This is a genomic window from Rhodophyticola porphyridii (assembly GCF_003688285.1).
Taxonomy (GTDB): domain Bacteria; phylum Pseudomonadota; class Alphaproteobacteria; order Rhodobacterales; family Rhodobacteraceae; genus Rhodophyticola; species Rhodophyticola porphyridii.
In genome coordinates this window covers 587,634-603,135 of sequence record NZ_RCNT01000001.1, presented here as the reverse complement: position 1 = coordinate 603,135, position 15,502 = coordinate 587,634, and the positions used below count along the sequence as shown (strand labels likewise).

18 protein-coding genes are annotated in these 15,502 nt (G+C 63.8%); 5 read left to right on the top strand and 13 right to left on the bottom strand.

Translation table 11 applies throughout. From position 1 onward, the window contains the following. Positions 1-39: 39 nt before the first annotated feature. The 9 genes from tolB to ruvC form a co-directional block, all read right to left on the bottom strand. On the bottom strand, positions 40-1,371 hold the full coding sequence (tolB, locus tag D9R08_RS03075; RefSeq protein WP_121896505.1) for a Tol-Pal system beta propeller repeat protein TolB: 1,332 nt from the start codon (positions 1,369-1,371) through the stop codon (positions 40-42). Beyond that, positions 1,368-2,495 (bottom strand): energy transducer TonB, encoded by a 1,128-nt coding sequence (locus D9R08_RS03070; RefSeq protein ID WP_121896822.1) that lies wholly within the window; start codon positions 2,493-2,495, stop codon positions 1,368-1,370. The genes tolB and D9R08_RS03070 overlap by 4 nt, the downstream gene beginning before the upstream one ends. Positions 2,496-2,502: 7 nt before the next feature. Then, positions 2,503-2,976: an ExbD/TolR family protein gene (locus D9R08_RS03065; RefSeq protein ID WP_121896504.1), complete on the bottom strand. Its 474-nt coding sequence runs from the start codon at positions 2,974-2,976 to the stop codon at positions 2,503-2,505. 3 nt (positions 2,977-2,979) lie between these two features. After that, the gene (tolQ, locus tag D9R08_RS03060; RefSeq protein ID WP_121896503.1) at positions 2,980-3,672 is read right to left on the bottom strand and encodes a protein TolQ; all 693 of its coding nucleotides are present in this window, start codon (positions 3,670-3,672) and stop codon (positions 2,980-2,982) included. A gap of 108 nt (positions 3,673-3,780) precedes the next feature. After that, positions 3,781-4,194, bottom strand: coding sequence for a tol-pal system-associated acyl-CoA thioesterase (gene ybgC, locus D9R08_RS03055; protein ID WP_121896502.1), 414 nt, complete (start codon positions 4,192-4,194; stop codon positions 3,781-3,783). Further along, the gene (locus D9R08_RS03050; protein ID WP_121896501.1) at positions 4,191-4,841 is read right to left on the bottom strand and encodes a hypothetical protein; all 651 of its coding nucleotides are present in this window, start codon (positions 4,839-4,841) and stop codon (positions 4,191-4,193) included. The genes ybgC and D9R08_RS03050 overlap by 4 nt, the downstream gene beginning before the upstream one ends. Positions 4,842-4,886: 45 nt before the next feature. After that, positions 4,887-5,921, bottom strand: a complete 1,035-nt coding sequence (gene ruvB / locus D9R08_RS03045; protein WP_121896821.1) for a Holliday junction branch migration DNA helicase RuvB — start codon at positions 5,919-5,921, stop codon at positions 4,887-4,889. A 60-nt stretch (positions 5,922-5,981) separates the two neighbouring features. Continuing rightward, positions 5,982-6,650: a Holliday junction branch migration protein RuvA gene (gene ruvA, locus D9R08_RS03040; protein WP_121896500.1), complete on the bottom strand. Its 669-nt coding sequence runs from the start codon at positions 6,648-6,650 to the stop codon at positions 5,982-5,984. Next, positions 6,647-7,153, bottom strand: a complete 507-nt coding sequence (ruvC, locus tag D9R08_RS03035; RefSeq protein WP_121896499.1) for a crossover junction endodeoxyribonuclease RuvC — start codon at positions 7,151-7,153, stop codon at positions 6,647-6,649. The genes ruvA and ruvC overlap by 4 nt, the downstream gene beginning before the upstream one ends. Positions 7,154-7,489: 336 nt before the next feature. On the opposite strand from ruvC, the gene D9R08_RS03030 reads away from it, so the two are divergent. After that, the gene (locus D9R08_RS03030) at positions 7,490-7,693 is read left to right on the top strand and encodes a DUF1127 domain-containing protein (protein WP_121896498.1); all 204 of its coding nucleotides are present in this window, start codon (positions 7,490-7,492) and stop codon (positions 7,691-7,693) included. 84 nt (positions 7,694-7,777) lie between these two features. Here D9R08_RS03030 and D9R08_RS03025 read toward each other — a convergent pair whose 3' ends face one another. From D9R08_RS03025 to D9R08_RS03015, 3 genes are all read right to left on the bottom strand, one after another. Then, positions 7,778-8,137, bottom strand: a complete 360-nt coding sequence (locus D9R08_RS03025) for a hypothetical protein (protein ID WP_121896497.1) — start codon at positions 8,135-8,137, stop codon at positions 7,778-7,780. Positions 8,138-8,211: 74 nt separating this feature from the next. Next, positions 8,212-9,072: a 50S ribosomal protein L11 methyltransferase gene (locus D9R08_RS03020; RefSeq protein ID WP_121896496.1), complete on the bottom strand. Its 861-nt coding sequence runs from the start codon at positions 9,070-9,072 to the stop codon at positions 8,212-8,214. A 10-nt stretch (positions 9,073-9,082) separates the two neighbouring features. Continuing rightward, on the bottom strand, positions 9,083-10,330 hold the full coding sequence (locus D9R08_RS03015) for an MFS transporter (protein WP_121896820.1): 1,248 nt from the start codon (positions 10,328-10,330) through the stop codon (positions 9,083-9,085). Between the two features lie 349 nt (positions 10,331-10,679). Between D9R08_RS03015 and D9R08_RS03010 the strand changes: the two genes are divergently transcribed. Then, positions 10,680-11,315, top strand: coding sequence for a class I SAM-dependent methyltransferase (locus D9R08_RS03010; RefSeq protein ID WP_233557191.1), 636 nt, complete (start codon positions 10,680-10,682; stop codon positions 11,313-11,315). 90 nt (positions 11,316-11,405) lie between these two features. On the opposite strand, the gene D9R08_RS03005 is transcribed toward D9R08_RS03010, so the two are convergent. Continuing rightward, complete coding sequence (locus tag D9R08_RS03005) at positions 11,406-12,821, bottom strand: homospermidine synthase (RefSeq protein WP_121896495.1); 1,416 nt, start codon at positions 12,819-12,821, stop codon at positions 11,406-11,408. Between the two features lie 200 nt (positions 12,822-13,021). Here D9R08_RS03005 and D9R08_RS03000 point away from each other — a divergent pair, with 200 nt between their 5' ends. Genes D9R08_RS03000 through D9R08_RS02990 form a run of 3 tightly spaced genes read left to right on the top strand, consistent with a single transcriptional unit; the run spans position 13,022 to position 15,440 of the window. After that, positions 13,022-13,492, top strand: coding sequence for an ATP-dependent zinc protease family protein (locus D9R08_RS03000; protein WP_121896494.1), 471 nt, complete (start codon positions 13,022-13,024; stop codon positions 13,490-13,492). A 2-nt stretch (positions 13,493-13,494) separates the two neighbouring features. Beyond that, entirely contained in the window at positions 13,495-14,400 is a 906-nt protein-coding gene (rimK, locus tag D9R08_RS02995) for a 30S ribosomal protein S6--L-glutamate ligase (protein ID WP_121896493.1), read from the top strand. Beyond that, on the top strand, positions 14,397-15,440 hold the full coding sequence (locus tag D9R08_RS02990) for a succinylglutamate desuccinylase/aspartoacylase family protein (RefSeq protein ID WP_121896492.1): 1,044 nt from the start codon (positions 14,397-14,399) through the stop codon (positions 15,438-15,440). The genes rimK and D9R08_RS02990 overlap by 4 nt, the downstream gene beginning before the upstream one ends. Positions 15,441-15,502 lie beyond the last annotated feature (62 nt).

The following is a 15,502-nucleotide window of genomic DNA, read 5'->3' as shown; positions in this document are numbered from 1 at the left end:
AGAGCAAGTTGGGCAAGATGCCGCGGAAGGTCATGCCGGCTAGGGCAAAAGAGGTGACCATGCCGGATCGGAGGCCATGCCCGGCGTCGCCACTCTCTGGAGGTTGCGCCCCGAGATATCCACGGAGTAAAGCGCGGGCGCCCCATCCGCGCCGGCCGTTTCGCGAGTGAACATGATCACCCGGCCATTCGGGGCCCAGGTCGGGCCCTCGTCGAGGAAAGAGGCGGTCAGCAACCGTTCCTCGGAGCCGTCGGTGCGCATCACACCGATATGAAACCGGCCCGCGTTCTGGAAGGTGAACGCGATCAGATCCCCGCGCGGGGACCAGACTGGCGTACCATAGCGCCCGACCTGGCCCTGGCTGATCCGGCGCGCCTCGCCACCGCTGGCGGGCATCACATAGATCTGCTGGCGGCCCGAGCGGTCGCTTTCGAACACGATCTGGCTGCCATCGGGGGAAAAGCTGGGCGCGGTCTCGATCGACGGCGCCTCGGTCAGCCGCGTCCGCTGGCCGGAGTTGAGATCGTAGAGATAGATGTCGGTGTTGCCACCCGATTCTTCGGAATAGACGATCCTGTTGCCATCCGGCGAAAAGCGCGGGGCAAAAGACATGGTATCCGGCAGCCCTTCCAGCTGGCGGCGCTGCACCGTGGCCACATCAAGCAGGTAGACGCGCGGAAAGCCGCTTTCGTAGCTGGTGAAGATCACCCGGTCGCCATTGGGCGAAAAGCGCGGGGCCAAGACGATGTTCCGGCTGTCGGTCAAATACTGCACATTCGCGCCATCGTAATCCATGATCGCGAGCCGCTTCAGACGGGCGTTCTTGGGGCCAGTTTCGGAAATGAAGGCAACGCGGGTGTCGAAATACCCACCCTCGCCGGTGATCCGTTCATAGACCTGATCGGCAACGTTATGGGCCATCCGCCGCCAGCTGTCCGGGGACCCCACGAATTGCAGCCCCTCGCCCAGTTGCTGGTCGGCGAACACGTCGAACAGCCGGAACCGCACAACAAGTTGCCCATTGGCGGTCTGTTCGACCGATCCGGTGATCAGCGCCTGCGCATTGATCGCCTTCCAGTCCGCATACTGAACCGGGCTGTCGAAGCTGGTGATGGTGGAGATATACGCGCTGGACGGGATCTCCCGGAACAGCCCGGTGCCCCGCAGATCGGCGGAGATCACACGGGTGATATCCTGTGCCACGTCGGCGGCAGCGGCGTTTTCGGCGATGAACACCGGGGCCGCGAAGGGCAGCGGTTCGATCACACCTTCGGTGATTTCGATGCGCAGCGGGCCGGGGCTGCTCTGCGCCATGGCGGATGTGGCGAGTGCCAGACCTACGGCCAGACAGGTGATCAGAAAGCGGATCATCGCAACCTCATTCCTTCAGGATTAAATACCATTTCTACGCTCCGCCAGTGGTCATAGCTTTCCTCCGGCAGATCAAATCCGTTCGCCCCGCAGCGGATGATCGCCCGGCGCGCGGCTTCGAACGCCTGATTGGCGCCCGAGTTCGTGCCGCCCGTCGCCTCGATCAGACGGATCGAGCCTGTCTCCGGGCGACCATCACGTGCCATGTCGACGCCAACCACCACCGTGGTCTGCAACGCGTCTGACGACAGCGAACCGACATTCCAGCATTGCTGCACCGCGATCCGGAAGCCGTCGCGCTGACCGGCGGTCAGCGGCGGGCCGGCGGGTTGCGCAGGCCCCGCCGGGGCGGGTGCGCTGGCCGCCTCGGCCACCGCATCGGCGATAGCGGCGGCAAGCGGGTCTTCTTCGGACGCAGGAGGGGTCGTCTCGGCGGGCGCGGGGGCGGCGGTTTCGACCGGGGCCGGGCGATCGGGCCGCGCCGTGGGGCGGACGGAGGCCTGCGGCGCGATGCTGCCCGCCGAAGGCTCTTCCGCCTCGGTCACGATCTCTGTCGTCGCCTCCTCGGGCGCGCTTGGCGTGACCTCCTCCACCGGGGCCTCGGACGGCTCTGGCGTTGTCGGCTGTTCCACGACGTCGGGCGCTGTTTCGACCTCCGGCTCCGGCACGGGCGCGGGCGTGGGCGCCACGCGCGGCGCCTCCTGCGGCGTCGGCGTGGCGGAGGGCGCGGCGGTAGGGTCCCCCTGCGGCGGGCTCGGCAGGGCGGCGATGTCGTCGGTCACTTCCGCCTGGGGCGTCTGCAGATCGGCGACATCCGGGGTGGCCTCGGCCTCGGGAGCCGCGGTTTCGGCGGGCTGAGCCACCTCGGGCGCCGGCGCCTCGGCCTCCGGCGGGCGGGGGGCGGGCGTCGGGCTCGTCACCTCAGGCGCGGCGGGCGTATCAGTCACGGGGGCCGCGGGCGCGGTTTGCGGGCGTGTCATCGCATCGAATTCCGAGGTGCTGATGATGCTGACGCCGGTCACCTGAAACTCCACCGGGTCGCTTTCCCGCACGATACCGCCGATCGCCACCCAGACGATAAGGCCGACATGCATGCCAGCGGAGGCGTAGAGGGACCGGCGCATCGCCACATCACCCCCCCGACCCGTCGAGTGCGGGGCCACCGGCATCGGTGACAAGCCCGATCTCGCGGAAACCTCCGGCATTGAGCGCACCCATGACCTGCATCACCTGTTCATAGGGGATCGACCCGTCGGCACGTAGAAAGACCTGATTGCCGTCACGTTCCGCGGCAATCGCCTGCAGGCGCGGAATCAGATCCGCAAGTGGCACCTCGGTTGTCTGAATCAACACACGCCCATCGGCAGCCAGCGTGATCGACAGCGGTTCTTCCTCATCGCCAGGCAGAGCCTCTGCTGCTGTTTCGGGCAGTTCGACAGGAACGCCAACGGTCATCAAGGGGGCCGCGACCATGAAGATGATCAGCAGGCACAGCATCACGTCGACGAAGGGCGTGACGTTGATTTCGGACATCGGCTTCGAACTGCCACCCCGGCGGCCCCGCCTGCGCCCGCCCGATCCCTTCGTTGCGACATGCGCGCCCATGGCTCAATCCAACTGCCGTGAAAGAAGCGTGGAGAACTCATCGGCAAAACCTTCGTAGCCGCCGATCAGCCGGTCCGCATCGGACGAAAGCTTGTTGTAGAAAATGACCGCCGGGATGGCCGCCAGAAGGCCAAGCCCCGTTGCCAGCAGCGCCTCCGCGATGCCCGGTGCGACCACGGCGAGCGAGGTATTGCCCGAAATGGCGATCTCCTGAAAAGACCGCATGATGCCCCAGACCGTACCGAACAGGCCCACGAAAGGTGCCGTCGCCCCGGTTGTGGCCAGAAAGTTCAGCCCCGAGGTCAGCCGTTCATTTTCCCGAGCGATGGCCACATCCATCGAGCGATCCACCCGCTGCTGAACACCCGGGATCAGCGCACCATCGTCCCGAAGGGAGCGGCGCCATTCCGTCATCCCGGCCACGAAGACCCGTTCAGACGCGCTGCGCGGCTGGTCGGCAACCTGGTCGTAAAGCTCGTCCAGCGGCTCCCCCGACCAGAATGCCGCGTCAAAGGCCGCGGCGTTGCTGCGCGCCTTGCGGTAGAGCGCATATTTGGAAAAGGTAATCGCCCACACCCAGACAGAGGCCACCATCAGGGCCACCATCACGAGTTGGACGGTCAAGGTTGCACGAAAGAAAAGCGCCAGAAGGGTAAAATCCGCCTCCTGCGCCATGCTTAGCGTCTCGGTTTCCATTGCCTGGTCTTCCTGCTTGCCCCAGCCCGGTTCGGGCGCGGTTGTCGATTGCGCCTCATTAAGGTCTCACATTAACAACTTGTAAGGGGGAACACCAATGATTGTGCGTCACCCCCGCGTGAGCATCGAAATTGTTTCAAGCTTTTGGCGAATATCCGCCGGGAGACGCGTCGCCCGTCCCGCAGGTCCGATGCAGACCACACTGACCTTGGCCTGAAAGATCGGTTGATCGCCGCGACGCACGGTCTGCGGCATGTCGAACCGGGCGCCGCTCAGACTGTCGAGCGTGGTTTCGACCACCAGTTCATCGTCGTAATGCGCGGCGGCAAGGTAATCCGCCTCGACCCGGCGCACGGCGAAAACGATGCCGCGCGCACGCTTCATCTCCGCCTGGTCGATCCCCGCCTCGCGCACCATTTCGGACCGGGCCCGTTCGATGAATTTCAGATAATTGGCGTAATAGACCAAACCCGCAAGATCGGTGTCTTCGTAATAGACCCGGATAGGCCAGCGATGGATCATTGGGCGGCTCCGATACGCGCGGCAAGGCGCAGGGCGTGAGTGGGATCGGTAGACATCTGTGGCATCACCGGGTCATAGCTCGCGCGGATCACCCCGGCGATCTCGGGTTTGAGCAATGCCGGGCCGCCCCGGCGGAGGATCGCAAGAGGCGACGTTCCGACGAAGGCCGTATCCGACCACAAAACGATGGTCTGCACCATCTGCGACAAGGCAATGGTTTCGGCCGCGGCCTCCCGCATCGCGTCGTCCATCCGGATGAAAACGAAGGCGGCCTTGATCGCCCCGCCCTCATCGAAGCGAAAACTGCGGTACTGGTTCGCATCGGCCTCCTCAAGCCGCGCGACCAGCGGGGCCAGATCGGGGATCAGACGGTCCAGATTGGGGGTCGCCGTCAGTTCACTCCACTCACGGAGAAAGAACACCATGAGGTTGGCGCCCAGCTCCGGGTCAGTTTCGGCCATCCGATGATTTGCCAGCGTCACGATCGCCTCAATCGCGCCCTTGAACACCGCCACCGTCGCGTCATCCACACCGAAAACCACGGGCGCAATAGGTCGGCCCCACCGCGCGAAAAGATATTGCCCGTCGGATCGGGTGAAAAGCGCCCTGACCGCTTCGGCGGTCGGCGCGCTAGGATCCCCGGACATGTCCGTCTCCCTGCTTTCGCGATATCGACGCCGAATGCATCCGAACTATCCCTCGAACAAATCGGTCTGATCCGGGCGTCTCGGGGCCTCAAGCCCCAGATGCGCCCAGCCTTTATGCGCCAGCATGCGCCCGCGCGGGGTCCGGGCAATCAGCCCCTGTTGCAGCAGGAACGGCTCGATCACCTCCTCGATCGCGTCGCGGCTTTCCGACAGGGCGGCAGACAGCGTTTCGACCCCCACGGGTCCGCCTGCGTAATTCTCCGCCATCAACCGCAAGTACCGCCGGTCGGCCCCGTCCAGACCGAGATGATCGACCCCCAGCCGGGTCAGCGCGCTGTCGGCGATGCTCCGCGTCAGCGTGCCATCCCCTTCGACCAACGCAAAATCGACGACCCGCCGCAGAAGCCGCCCCGCGATCCGGGGTGTGCCCCGCGCCCGGCGGGCGATTTCAAGCGCCCCGTCAGCTTCGGTGGAAATCGCCAGCATGCGCGCGCCCCGGGTGACGATCTCGTGCAACTCAGCCACGGTGTAGAATTGCAGCCGGGTGGGAATGCCGAACCGGTCGCGCAGCGGTGTCGTCAACAGGCCAAGCCGCGTGGTCGCCCCCACCAGCGTGAAGGGCTGCAACTCGATCCGCACGGTCCGTGCGGCAGGGCCCTCGCCGATCACCAGATCCAGCTCGAAATCCTCAAGCGCGGGATACAACACCTCCTCCACCGCAGGGTTCAGCCGGTGGATCTCGTCGATGAACAGCACGTCACGCGGTTCCAGATTTGTCAGGATCGCGGCCAGATCCCCGGCGCGCGCCAGAACCGGGCCGGATGTCATGCGGAAATTCACACCCAGTTCGCGCGCCATGATCTGTGCCAGCGTGGTTTTGCCCAGCCCGGGCGGCCCGTGAAAGAGGACATGGTCCATCGCGTCCCCCCGGCGCTTCGCGCTTTCGATGAAGACTGCAAGGTTGGCGCGCGCCTCCTGCTGCCCGATGAATTCGGCCAATATCTTTGGGCGCAGCGCCCGGTCGGGGCTGTCCTCGCCGGGTTGGCGGTCGGGGCGGAGGGTCGGATCGGGTTCAGACATCTGCATCGGTTATGGCTGAGGCGCGGATATTCCGCCAGAGGCGGCCTTGCCCATCGCCGCTCATTCCCTCGGGGCCAGAAGCCGCAGGGCCGCGCGGATCAGGGCGGGTGTATCGGTCTCGCCCGCGTCGCCCGCAGCGGTCGCCACGGCACTGGCGGCTTCGGATGGCGCGTAGCCCAGGTTCTGCAATGCCGACAGGGCCTCCGCCTGCGCGGACGCGGTGCTGTGGACGGGCGCGCGCGGCGCATCTGCGGGTGTGGTCGTGTCGATCACCTCCACGGGCGCATCGCCAAGCGCTTGATGAACGGTCCCGCCAAGCGCCATGACGGCAGGTGCCTTGTCCTTCAGTTCGTTGACCACGCGCTGCGCGATCTTGGGCCCGACACCCGGGGCGGCCTTGACGGCGGCCCAGTCCCCAATTGCAATGGCCCGGGCAATGCCTTCGGCCCCAAGCGTGCCGAGGATGGCCATCGAGGCCTTGGCGCCGATCCCCTGAACCGAAATCAGCAGACGGTGCCATTCGCGCTCGTAAAGCGTGAGAAAGCCGAACAGTTGCAGCAGGTCCTCCCGCACCAGCAATTCGGTATAAAGTACCGCCATCTGGCCGGCCGGCGGAAGCGCGGCCAACGTCCGCTCGGAGCAATGAACGGTATACCCCACCCCATTCACATCCAGCAGCACGTGATCGCCCGCACGGTGGTCGACCCGGCCTGTCAGCTTCCCGATCATGACGCGGCCTTGATCGCGCGGGCCAGACGACCGGCGGTCTGCGCGTGAAAAGCGTGGCAGATGGCGATGGCCAGAGCATCGGCCGCATCCTCGCCGGCGGGCACGGCGCCGGGCAATTGCATCCGCACCATATGCCCGATCTGACGCTTGTCGGCGTGGCCCACGCCGACGACCGCCTTCTTCACGGCATTCGGGGCGTATTCGGCAACCGGCAGTCCGAACTGCGCGGGCACCAGCATCGCGATGCCACGGGCCTGACCCAGTTTGAGGGTTCCCGCCCCGTCGCGGTTCACGAAAGTCTGCTCCACCGCCGCATGAGTGGGCCGATGCGCCGTGAGAACCGCGGTGAGCTGCTGGTGCAGGGAAAGGAGCCGGACCGCCAGATCGTCACCGGAACTGACGCATTGCCCGTTTGCGATGTGACTGAGTCGCGCGCCATCGACCCCGATCACGCCCCATCCAAGACATCGAAGCCCCGGATCAATTCCGATTACCCGTATCACCGCCCGTTACCGCCTGTTTCTGCGTCTTTTGCGCATCACTAGCACGAAACGCGAACATTGGCCAGCGCGAGGTCGAAAACCATCCCCGCGATGTCGGTTTTCGAAGCCGGGGTAAACGGGTGGTCGAAAAGCGCCACCGCAGGCATCAAAAACGACTCCGTGAAATCGCAATTTTGCCATAATTTGTAGGGCTTTAACCTGGAATCCAGCCATGCTGTGATTGCATGCGACCCATGCAAAAAAAGATGCTTGCGAGGCCGTTGGAGGGAGCCTAGGTGCGGTTCAGAGCAGGACGCTCGTAGAGAACATCTTACGAGATCGGAAAGGACGACTCAGATGGCATTCATTGCAAACCGCCCCCTTGGCGCTGGTTTCAGCGCTATCACCTTTATTGCCGGTCTTGTGGCAAAGATCACCGCATGGAACGACGCCCGTGTGACCCGTACCAGCCTCTCCCGGCTCAGCGATCGCGAACTGGACGATCTGGGCCTTGTCCGCGGTGACATCGACGACATCGCAGCAGGCACGTTCCGCCGCTAAACGGCCAGTCACAGACAACGGCAAAGGCCGCGCCCGAGGGATCGGCGCGGCCTTTTCCATCCGTGTCACCCGCTGTCGGTGATCTCAGGGCTGACGGATGAAGTTCACCGCCAAGGCATATTTTTCCGCCAGCCAGAGGGAAGCCGGATCGGGCATCAACACCCGAGCTGCGAACTGATCATAGGTGGAGCCGGCAAGCAGCGTGTCGATGCGGGCGCTGTAGCTTTCCTGCCCCAGGTGATAGATCAGGAACCCCTTCAGGAGAACGGCGCAGGCGAAACCGTAAATCAGCGCCCGAAGCGGGAAGCGAAAGCGCAGCCGACGGCGGGAGCGCGGCACCACAAGCCCATCGGAGGTAATCGCATATGCATTCGGGATTCGCGTCGCATAAGCCTGTTCAATCCGGCTAACCCGATTGTTAAAAAGGCGAATTTGATGATCCATATCGGCAACCCGTGAACCGTGTTGCCCCCACCCTCGCTCAAATTAGCAGAATTTGTGACATATCGCCACATTTTTCAGTGACCTAGCGTCAAGGTCGCCCAGTCACCAAGCTCGACACGGCGGATCAGCGCGAATCCGGCGTCTTCATACGCCGCGATCACCTCATCGGCCTGATCCACAAGGAGGCCGGACAGGATCAGGCGCCCGCCGCGGGCCGAATGCCGGGCCATGTCCGGGGCAAGGTCGATCAGCGGACCCTTCAGGATATTGGCGAAAATGAGGTCAAAAGGAGATTTTGCGGCCAGATCGGGATGGTCGAACCCCGCCGCCTCCACACAGATGACGCGATCGGCAAGGCCATTAGCCGCGGCGTTGGCGCGCGCCACATCAACAGCAACCTCATCGATGTCGCTGGCCAAAACCGGTGACGCCCATGTCTTGGCAGCCGCCAGCGCCAGAACGGCTGTGCCGCAGCCAATATCGGCGGTGTTGTTCGCCACGAAACCCTCATCGATCAGGGCATCCAACGCCTCAAGGCAGCCCTGCGTGGTGCCGTGATGGCCCGTGCCGAACGCCATAGCCGCCTCGATCAGAAGGCCCACGGCATCGTCGGGCAGCTTGGCCGCGTCATGGCTGCCATAGACAAAAAACCGCCCCGCGACGACCGGGTGCAATTCACGCCGCACCTCGGCCACCCAATCGGTTTCGGGCAGTTCGGACACAGCGAAATCGCGTGCCCCATGCGCGGCGGCCAGAAGCGCCAGCGCCACCGCATCGGGCCGCGTCTCGAAATAGGCGCCGACTTCCCAGAGCCCCGATCCATCCTCCATCTCGAAAACACCAACGCCGATCGGCTCAAGCGTCTCCAACGCCGCGCCCAGTGCATCGGCGGCAGCCTTGCCCGGCAAGGTGGTCAACGCGGTAAAAGTGGGCATCGGCGCAGTCCTATTCTGCCGCGGTCGGCAGGGGGCGGGCAAAAACCGTTTCCTGTCCAGCCTCGGGGTGGCGGGGGATCAGCAGGCTGAGCAAAAGGGACACCACCGCCATGCAGGCCGCGAGCACGAACACACCCATCGGGGAGGTTAGCCAGAGATACCCCAGTGCCGCGGGCAGGAACACCGCCGCGATATGGTTGATCGTGAAGGCCACGGCCGCGGTCGGCGCGATATCCCCGGGCTCGGCGATTTTCTGGAAATAGGTTTTGATGGCGAGCGCGAGCGAAAAGAAGATGTGGTTGATCACATAGAGGCTGGCCGCCATCCAGGGGCCCCAGTCAAAGTGGTAGAGCCCGGCATAGAGAATAAAAACCATCGTCAGTCCGGCATATTCGAAGACCAGCGCAGCCCGTTCGCCAAAGAACGATACCGCCCGTCCCAGAAGCGGAGCGACGATCATGTTGGTCAGCAGCGTCACCATGAACAACGCGGTGATCTGGTGAACCTCGTAACCGTAACGCTCCACCATCATAAAGCCCGCGAACACGACAAAGATCTGCCGCCGCGCGCCGGACATGAACTGCAGCGCATAGTAGAGCCAGTAGCGTTTCCGAAGGACCATCTTCTTGGTCTGCGGGTTGGGGCTTTCGAACTGCGGATAGGCAAGGAACGCAAAAACCGCGATCGCCGCCGTGGTGCCACCGGCCAGCCAGTAGACCAGATCATAGCTGAGATCATAGGCCCGCCAGGTGAGCACGATCAGCACATAAGCCACCAGCGTCGCGGCCGAGCCCATGGAGAGCAGCCAGCCAAGGGTCTGCGGAGCTTTCTTCTTGTCGATCCACTGCAACTGGAGCGACTGGTTGACAGTTTCATAATAGTGAAACCCGATGGAGCTGAGCAGCGTGACAAAGAGAAGCCCGCCAAGCGACGGGAACTGCGCCGTCATCGCGGTGGCCACGCCAAGCAGCATAAGCGAAATCAGCCCCAGAACCTGTTCACGTATGAAGATGATCAACGCGATCACGCCGATGGCCAGAAACCCCGGAATCTCGCGCACCGTGTGCAGCCAGCCGATGTCAGCGCCGTCGAACCCGGCCATTTCGACCACGAAATTGTTGAGCAGGGCGGACCATGTGGCAAAGGCGATCGGCATCGCGAAGGCCATGAGAAACAGCAAGGCCTGCGGGCGCCGCCAACGGGGCAGCGATTTCGCCTGTTCAAGCGTCAGGGTGTTGAAGGTATCGCCAAGCGCCATGGGCTTGGCTTTACGCCTGTTGGGCCGGTTTGGCGAGAGCCAAAGACCCTGCGCCGTCGCCTGGGTATCCGTTTCGAACGCCATCATTTGGGCCGACGGATCGTGGCCGTTTCCGTCATCGCGGGAAGGATAGTATGTTTTGTTTCAGTTGCTTCACCGGCGCTCCCCCCTTCACAGCCGCCCCCTGATCGGCAAGCGCCGCGACAATACCGATGACGATGCCCAAGCCGCCGCCCGGTCGAGCGCAGCGAAGATCGGAGCTTCCTGACCGCCCGGCGGCAGCGCCCTATCAGCATCGGGTTTCCGCCGAGACACTTCTCCCGGGGGGCCGGATATGCCAGATTGAGCCATGAGCCAGGCCGGGACCCGCGATAACAGCCATCTGACCGACCGCTACGACCGGCTTGCCGGCGTCTGGCGGGACAAGATGCGAAGCCTCGGCTATTACGACGCCTATCTCGGGTTTCTGTCCTCACAATTGCCGCGGCCCGGATCGGAGGCGCGCATTCTGGATATCGGCTGCGGCAGCGGGGCCTTTGCCGAGGCCTGGGCGGCGATCCACGGGAGCGGGGTCGATATCACCTTGCTGGATCCGTCCGCCCCGATGCTGACCCGGGCGGAAGCTGCACTTGCGCGGCGCGGCCTTCGGGCGGACCGGGCGCAGGGTGTACTGGAAGGCTACCAGCCGCACGCTCCGTTCGACCATCTGCTTGCGGCCCATGTGATCGAGCATTGCCCCGATCCGGGCGCGGCGCTGGCGAATATGCGCGGGCTTGTCCAAACGAGCGCCCGGCTCTGGCTGGTCGCCTCCAAACCCCATTGGTGCAACGCGATCATCTGGCTGCAATGGCGACATCGGACCTTCGAGCCGTCGGAAGTCGCCCGGATGCTGGAACGGGCCGGATGGGCGCTGGACGGTATCTACGACTTTCCCTCGGGCCCACCGTCGCGCACCAGCAGGGGATACCTCGCCTACGCCGTCTGACGCCGTCTCGCGCGTTTCGCACCCGCTGGCGGATCGGTGCGGTAGCCCGGGCAGGGCCGATACCCAGGCACGATCCCCGCGTGGCCCCTGTCAGGTCGCCAATACGTTGCGAAACGCCCAGGGCATGGTCGGATCGATATCCTCGGGGAAATGTTCCCAACGATCCTGAAGCGGGGTCCAGTCCGTGTAATGAGCCTCCACCGGGCCCAGATACGGGCGCTGCACCTCAAGGCAGCGGGCGTGATCCATCTCGTCGGTCTCCACGATCCCCGCATCGGGGTTCTCCAACGCCCAGACCATGCCCGCCAGAACGGCGGAGGTAACCTGCAGCCCGGTTGCGTTCTGAAACGGCGCAAGATCGCGGGTTTCCGCATTCGACAGCCGAGAGCCGAACCAGAGCGCGTTCCTGGCGTGGCCGTAAAGCAGCACGCCCAGCTCGTCGATACCGCCAACGATCTCGTCCACATCAAGGATTTCATGTTTGCTCTGCTGACGGCCGGCACCGAACATCTCATGCAGGGAAAGGACCGCGTCGTCGCAGGGGTGATAGGCGTAATGGCAGGTCGGGCGAAACTCGGGCGATGCCCCCGCGCCGACCGTGTAATAGTCGGCGATGGAAATCGCCTCGTTATGGGTGACGAGGAAGCCGAATTGCGGACCCGGCGTAGGGCACCATGTATGAACGCGCGTAATCGCGCCCGGACGGTCCAGCCAGATGCCCGCCTGGCAGCCGGTTTCATGCCGATACCCGTTTTCAGGGAACCAGGGTTCATGTGTGCCCCAGCCCAGTTCAGCGGGCTGGAACCCCTCGGCAATGAACCCTTCGACCGACCAGGTGTTGACGAAAACGTCACGGGGCCGTGGCTTGAGACGGGCCTGCGTATCCCTCTCGGCGATATGAATGCCCTGAACGCCAAGCCCCTGCATCAGCCGCGCCCATCCGGCACTGTTCGAAGGCACGGTGGCGTCCTGGCCGGTGTCCCGGGCAAGGGTCAGAAGCGCCTCTTTCACGAACCAGCTGACCATGCCGGGATTGGCACCACAGCAGCTTACCGCGGTCGAGCCGCCTGGATTGGCTGCCTTTTCGTCGCGCACCGCCTGCCTCAGCGCGTAATTCGTCCGCTGCGCATTGTCGCTCGTCTCAAAGTAGAACCCCGCCCAGGGTTCGACCACGGTATCGATATAGGGCACCCGAAGTTCGCGACAGAACTTCATCAGATCCAGCGACGAGGTGTCGACGGAAAGGTTGACGACGAAGCCCCTGCCCGGCTCCAGCATCTCACCCAGGATTTCGCGGTAGTTATCGCAGGTCAACGCCACCTGCCGATGCGCGATCCGGTGCTGTTTGAGAAACAGCGCGGCTTCGGCGGACGGCTCGATCACCGTCAGCTTGTCGGCGTCATAGTCGAAATGGCGCTGGATCAGCGGCAGCGTGCCTTTACCTATGGAACCGAAACCGATCATCAGGATCGGGCCATCGATGCGGGCATAAACGGGATGGGACATGGGGCGCGGGCTCCGGGCTGACTTGATTTGCGGTGCTCATACGCGCAGAGGCCTTTCGTTGCAAACCGGCAGGGACAACACCCGGTGTCATCCGCGCACCCGGTGCGGAAAAGCCGCGCCGAGAGTCCGAGACAACTGGTATCCCGCCCGGGGATCACGATAGGGTCCTCCATCTGCACTCTTCGACGGATCTGATCTGAATGACCCAGACGCCCTCAAAATCATCGCGTGCCCTGATGGTGATCGGCTGGCATGAATGCATAAGCCTGCCGGAGCTTGGGTTGAGAAACTTCGCCGTCAAGGTCGATACCGGGGCCAAGACAACAGCGCTCCATGCATCCGATATCGAGACGTTTCGCAGGGATGGCCGCGATTGGGTCAGGTTTCAGCCGCCGGAGGTCAATGGGCTGACCCCCGCCCAGGTCGAGTGCCCGATCCATGCGATCCGGGACATCACGAATACCAGCGGCGTGCCCGAGACCCGGATCGTGATCCACACCCCGATGGTGATTGCGCGGCGGAAGTGGCATATAGACATTTCCTTGACCGATCGCGGCTCCATGCGATTTCCGCTTATTCTCGGGCGGCGCGCGCTTCGCGGGCACAATATCGCGGTTCATCCCGGTCGATCCTACCTCGTCAGCTCGAAACCCCGTTTCAAAGGAAAATAGCTATGAAAATCGCCATGCTTGCCAGAAACCCCACGCTTTACTCTCATCGGCGTCTGGCGGAAGCAGCGGAAGCAAGGGGCCATTCGCTCGACATCATCAACACCCTTCGGTGCTACATGAACATCGCGTCGCGGAGGCCCGAGGTTTACTACAACGGCGAGAAGCTTGTGGGGTATGACGCCGTAATTCCGCGGATCGGCGCATCAGTCACCTTTTACGGAATGGCCGTCCTGCGCCAGTTCGAGATGCAGGGCGTCTATCCGCTGAACGAAAGTGTCGCCATCGGGCGCTCCCGGGACAAGCTGCGATCCATGCAGCTTCTGGCGCGGGACGGGATCGGCCTCCCGGTGACCACCTTCGCCCATGATCCAAAGCAAACCGAAGAGGTGCTGGAGCTCGCGGGCGGCGCGCCCGTGGTGATCAAGCTGCTTGAAGGTACCCAGGGCATCGGCGTGGTTCTGGCCGACACCAAACGATCGGCCAAATCGGTGGTGGAGGCGTTTCGCGGTGCCGGTGTGAACATTCTGCTACAGGAATTCATCAAGGAAGCAGGCGGCACCGATATCCGCGCCATCGTGGTGGGCGGCAGGGTGATCGCCGCGATGAAACGCACGGGCGCGGCGGGGGACTTCCGCTCGAACCTGCACCGGGGCGGCTCGGCGGAGCTTATCAAATTGTCGCCGGAGGAACGCTCGACCGCTGTCCGCGCGGCCCGCGCGATGGGTCTCAATGTCTGCGGCGTCGACATGTTGCGCGCCAATCACGGACCGGTGGTGATGGAGGTGAACTCCTCCCCCGGGCTGGAAGGCGTGGAGAAGGCGACCGGGCTGGACGTGGCCGGCAAGATCATCGAATACATCGAGAAGAATGCGAAACCCGGCGCCACGAAGACCAAAGGCAAGGGATGATCAGACGCGCAAGCTTCGGGATCGCCGGCGAGATCATCGACGCCGGAAGCCGAAAGACGGTACAGCTTCCGGTCAGTACGCTGTCCGATCACACGCCCGTGGCCATCTCGGCCCATGTCATCCACGGTCGCCGTGAAGGTCCCACCGTCTTTGTCAGCGCGGGCATTCACGGGGACGAGGTGATCGGTGTCGAAATCGTGCGCCGGCTGCTGCGGGCCCGAACCCTCAAATCCTTGCGCGGCACCCTGATCGTTGTGCCGATCGTGAACACCTTCGGCTTTCTCAACCATTCGCGTTATCTGCCTGACCGGCGGGATCTCAACCGCTGTTTCCCGGGATCGCCCCACGGGTCGCTTGCGTCACGGCTGGCCCATATCTTTCTGAAGGAAATCGTCTCGCGCTGTTCGCTCGGGATCGATCTGCATTCGGCGGCGATCCATCGCACCAACCTCCCGCAGATCCGTGTATCCGCCCGAAATCGCAATGCGTTGCATCTGGCGCAGGTGTTCGGCGCGCCGGTGATCCTGACCAGCAGCCTGCGCCCTGGCAGCTTGCGGGCCGAGGCGCAGAAGCTTGGCGTCGACATGCTGCTTTACGAGGCCGGCGAGGGGATGCGGTTCGATGAAATGTCCGTCCGCGCCGGTGTCGCCGGCATCCTGAGGGTTCTGAAGGGCCTTGAGATGCTGCCGCCGAAAGGCATTGCAAAGGCCAGTGCGCGGTCGGTTCTGTGTTCGGACAGCCACTGGATGCGCGCGCCCGTCGGCGGCCTGCTGCGCATGTTCAAAAGCGAAGGCGATGTGATCATGGAAGGCGAGATAATCGCCGCCATCGCGGACCCGTTCGGCGAAGTCGAAACGGAGGTGGCGGCGGAATACAGCGGGATCATCGTCGGGCGGGCCGTCATGCCCATCGTGCATGAGGGCGATGCCCTGTTCCATATCGCGACGGTGAAATCCGTCGATGTCGCCGAAGCCGCGATCGACGATCTGGCCAGCCAACTGGAAGAAGATCCGCTGTTCGACGAAGACGAGATCATCTGATCACAGGCCCGTCGCACCGAAGGCGCCTGACCGGGCGGCGCGCGCACCCTCGCGAGCAAAGG

Bases quoted from the DNA above. Each gene is read 5' to 3' on its own strand.
- D9R08_RS03000 (WP_121896494.1), top strand. From the start codon at position 13,022: ATGACCCAGACGCCCTCAAAATCATCGCGTGCCCTGATGGTGATCGGC.
- D9R08_RS03030 (WP_121896498.1), top strand. From the start codon at position 7,490: ATGGCATTCATTGCAAACCGCCCCCTTGGCGCTGGTTTCAGCGCTATC.
- rimK (WP_121896493.1), top strand. From the start codon at position 13,495: ATGAAAATCGCCATGCTTGCCAGAAACCCCACGCTTTACTCTCATCGG.
- D9R08_RS02990 (WP_121896492.1), top strand. From the start codon at position 14,397: ATGATCAGACGCGCAAGCTTCGGGATCGCCGGCGAGATCATCGACGCC.
- D9R08_RS03015 (WP_121896820.1), bottom strand. From the start codon at position 10,330: ATGGCGCTTGGCGATACCTTCAACACCCTGACGCTTGAACAGGCGAAA.
- D9R08_RS03065 (WP_121896504.1), bottom strand. From the start codon at position 2,976: ATGGGCGCGCATGTCGCAACGAAGGGATCGGGCGGGCGCAGGCGGGGC.
- D9R08_RS03050 (WP_121896501.1), bottom strand. From the start codon at position 4,841: ATGTCCGGGGATCCTAGCGCGCCGACCGCCGAAGCGGTCAGGGCGCTT.
- D9R08_RS03020 (WP_121896496.1), bottom strand. From the start codon at position 9,072: ATGCCCACTTTTACCGCGTTGACCACCTTGCCGGGCAAGGCTGCCGCC.
- D9R08_RS03025 (WP_121896497.1), bottom strand. From the start codon at position 8,137: ATGGATCATCAAATTCGCCTTTTTAACAATCGGGTTAGCCGGATTGAA.
- tolQ (WP_121896503.1), bottom strand. From the start codon at position 3,672: ATGGAAACCGAGACGCTAAGCATGGCGCAGGAGGCGGATTTTACCCTT.
- ruvB (WP_121896821.1), bottom strand. From the start codon at position 5,921: ATGTCTGAACCCGATCCGACCCTCCGCCCCGACCGCCAACCCGGCGAG.
- tolB (WP_121896505.1), bottom strand. From the start codon at position 1,371: ATGATCCGCTTTCTGATCACCTGTCTGGCCGTAGGTCTGGCACTCGCC.
- D9R08_RS03005 (WP_121896495.1), bottom strand. From the start codon at position 12,821: ATGTCCCATCCCGTTTATGCCCGCATCGATGGCCCGATCCTGATGATC.
- D9R08_RS03010 (WP_233557191.1), top strand. From the start codon at position 10,680: ATGAGCCAGGCCGGGACCCGCGATAACAGCCATCTGACCGACCGCTAC.
- D9R08_RS03070 (WP_121896822.1), bottom strand. From the start codon at position 2,495: ATGCGCCGGTCCCTCTACGCCTCCGCTGGCATGCATGTCGGCCTTATC.
- ybgC (WP_121896502.1), bottom strand. From the start codon at position 4,194: ATGATCCATCGCTGGCCTATCCGGGTCTATTACGAAGACACCGATCTT.
- ruvA (WP_121896500.1), bottom strand. From the start codon at position 6,650: ATGATCGGGAAGCTGACAGGCCGGGTCGACCACCGTGCGGGCGATCAC.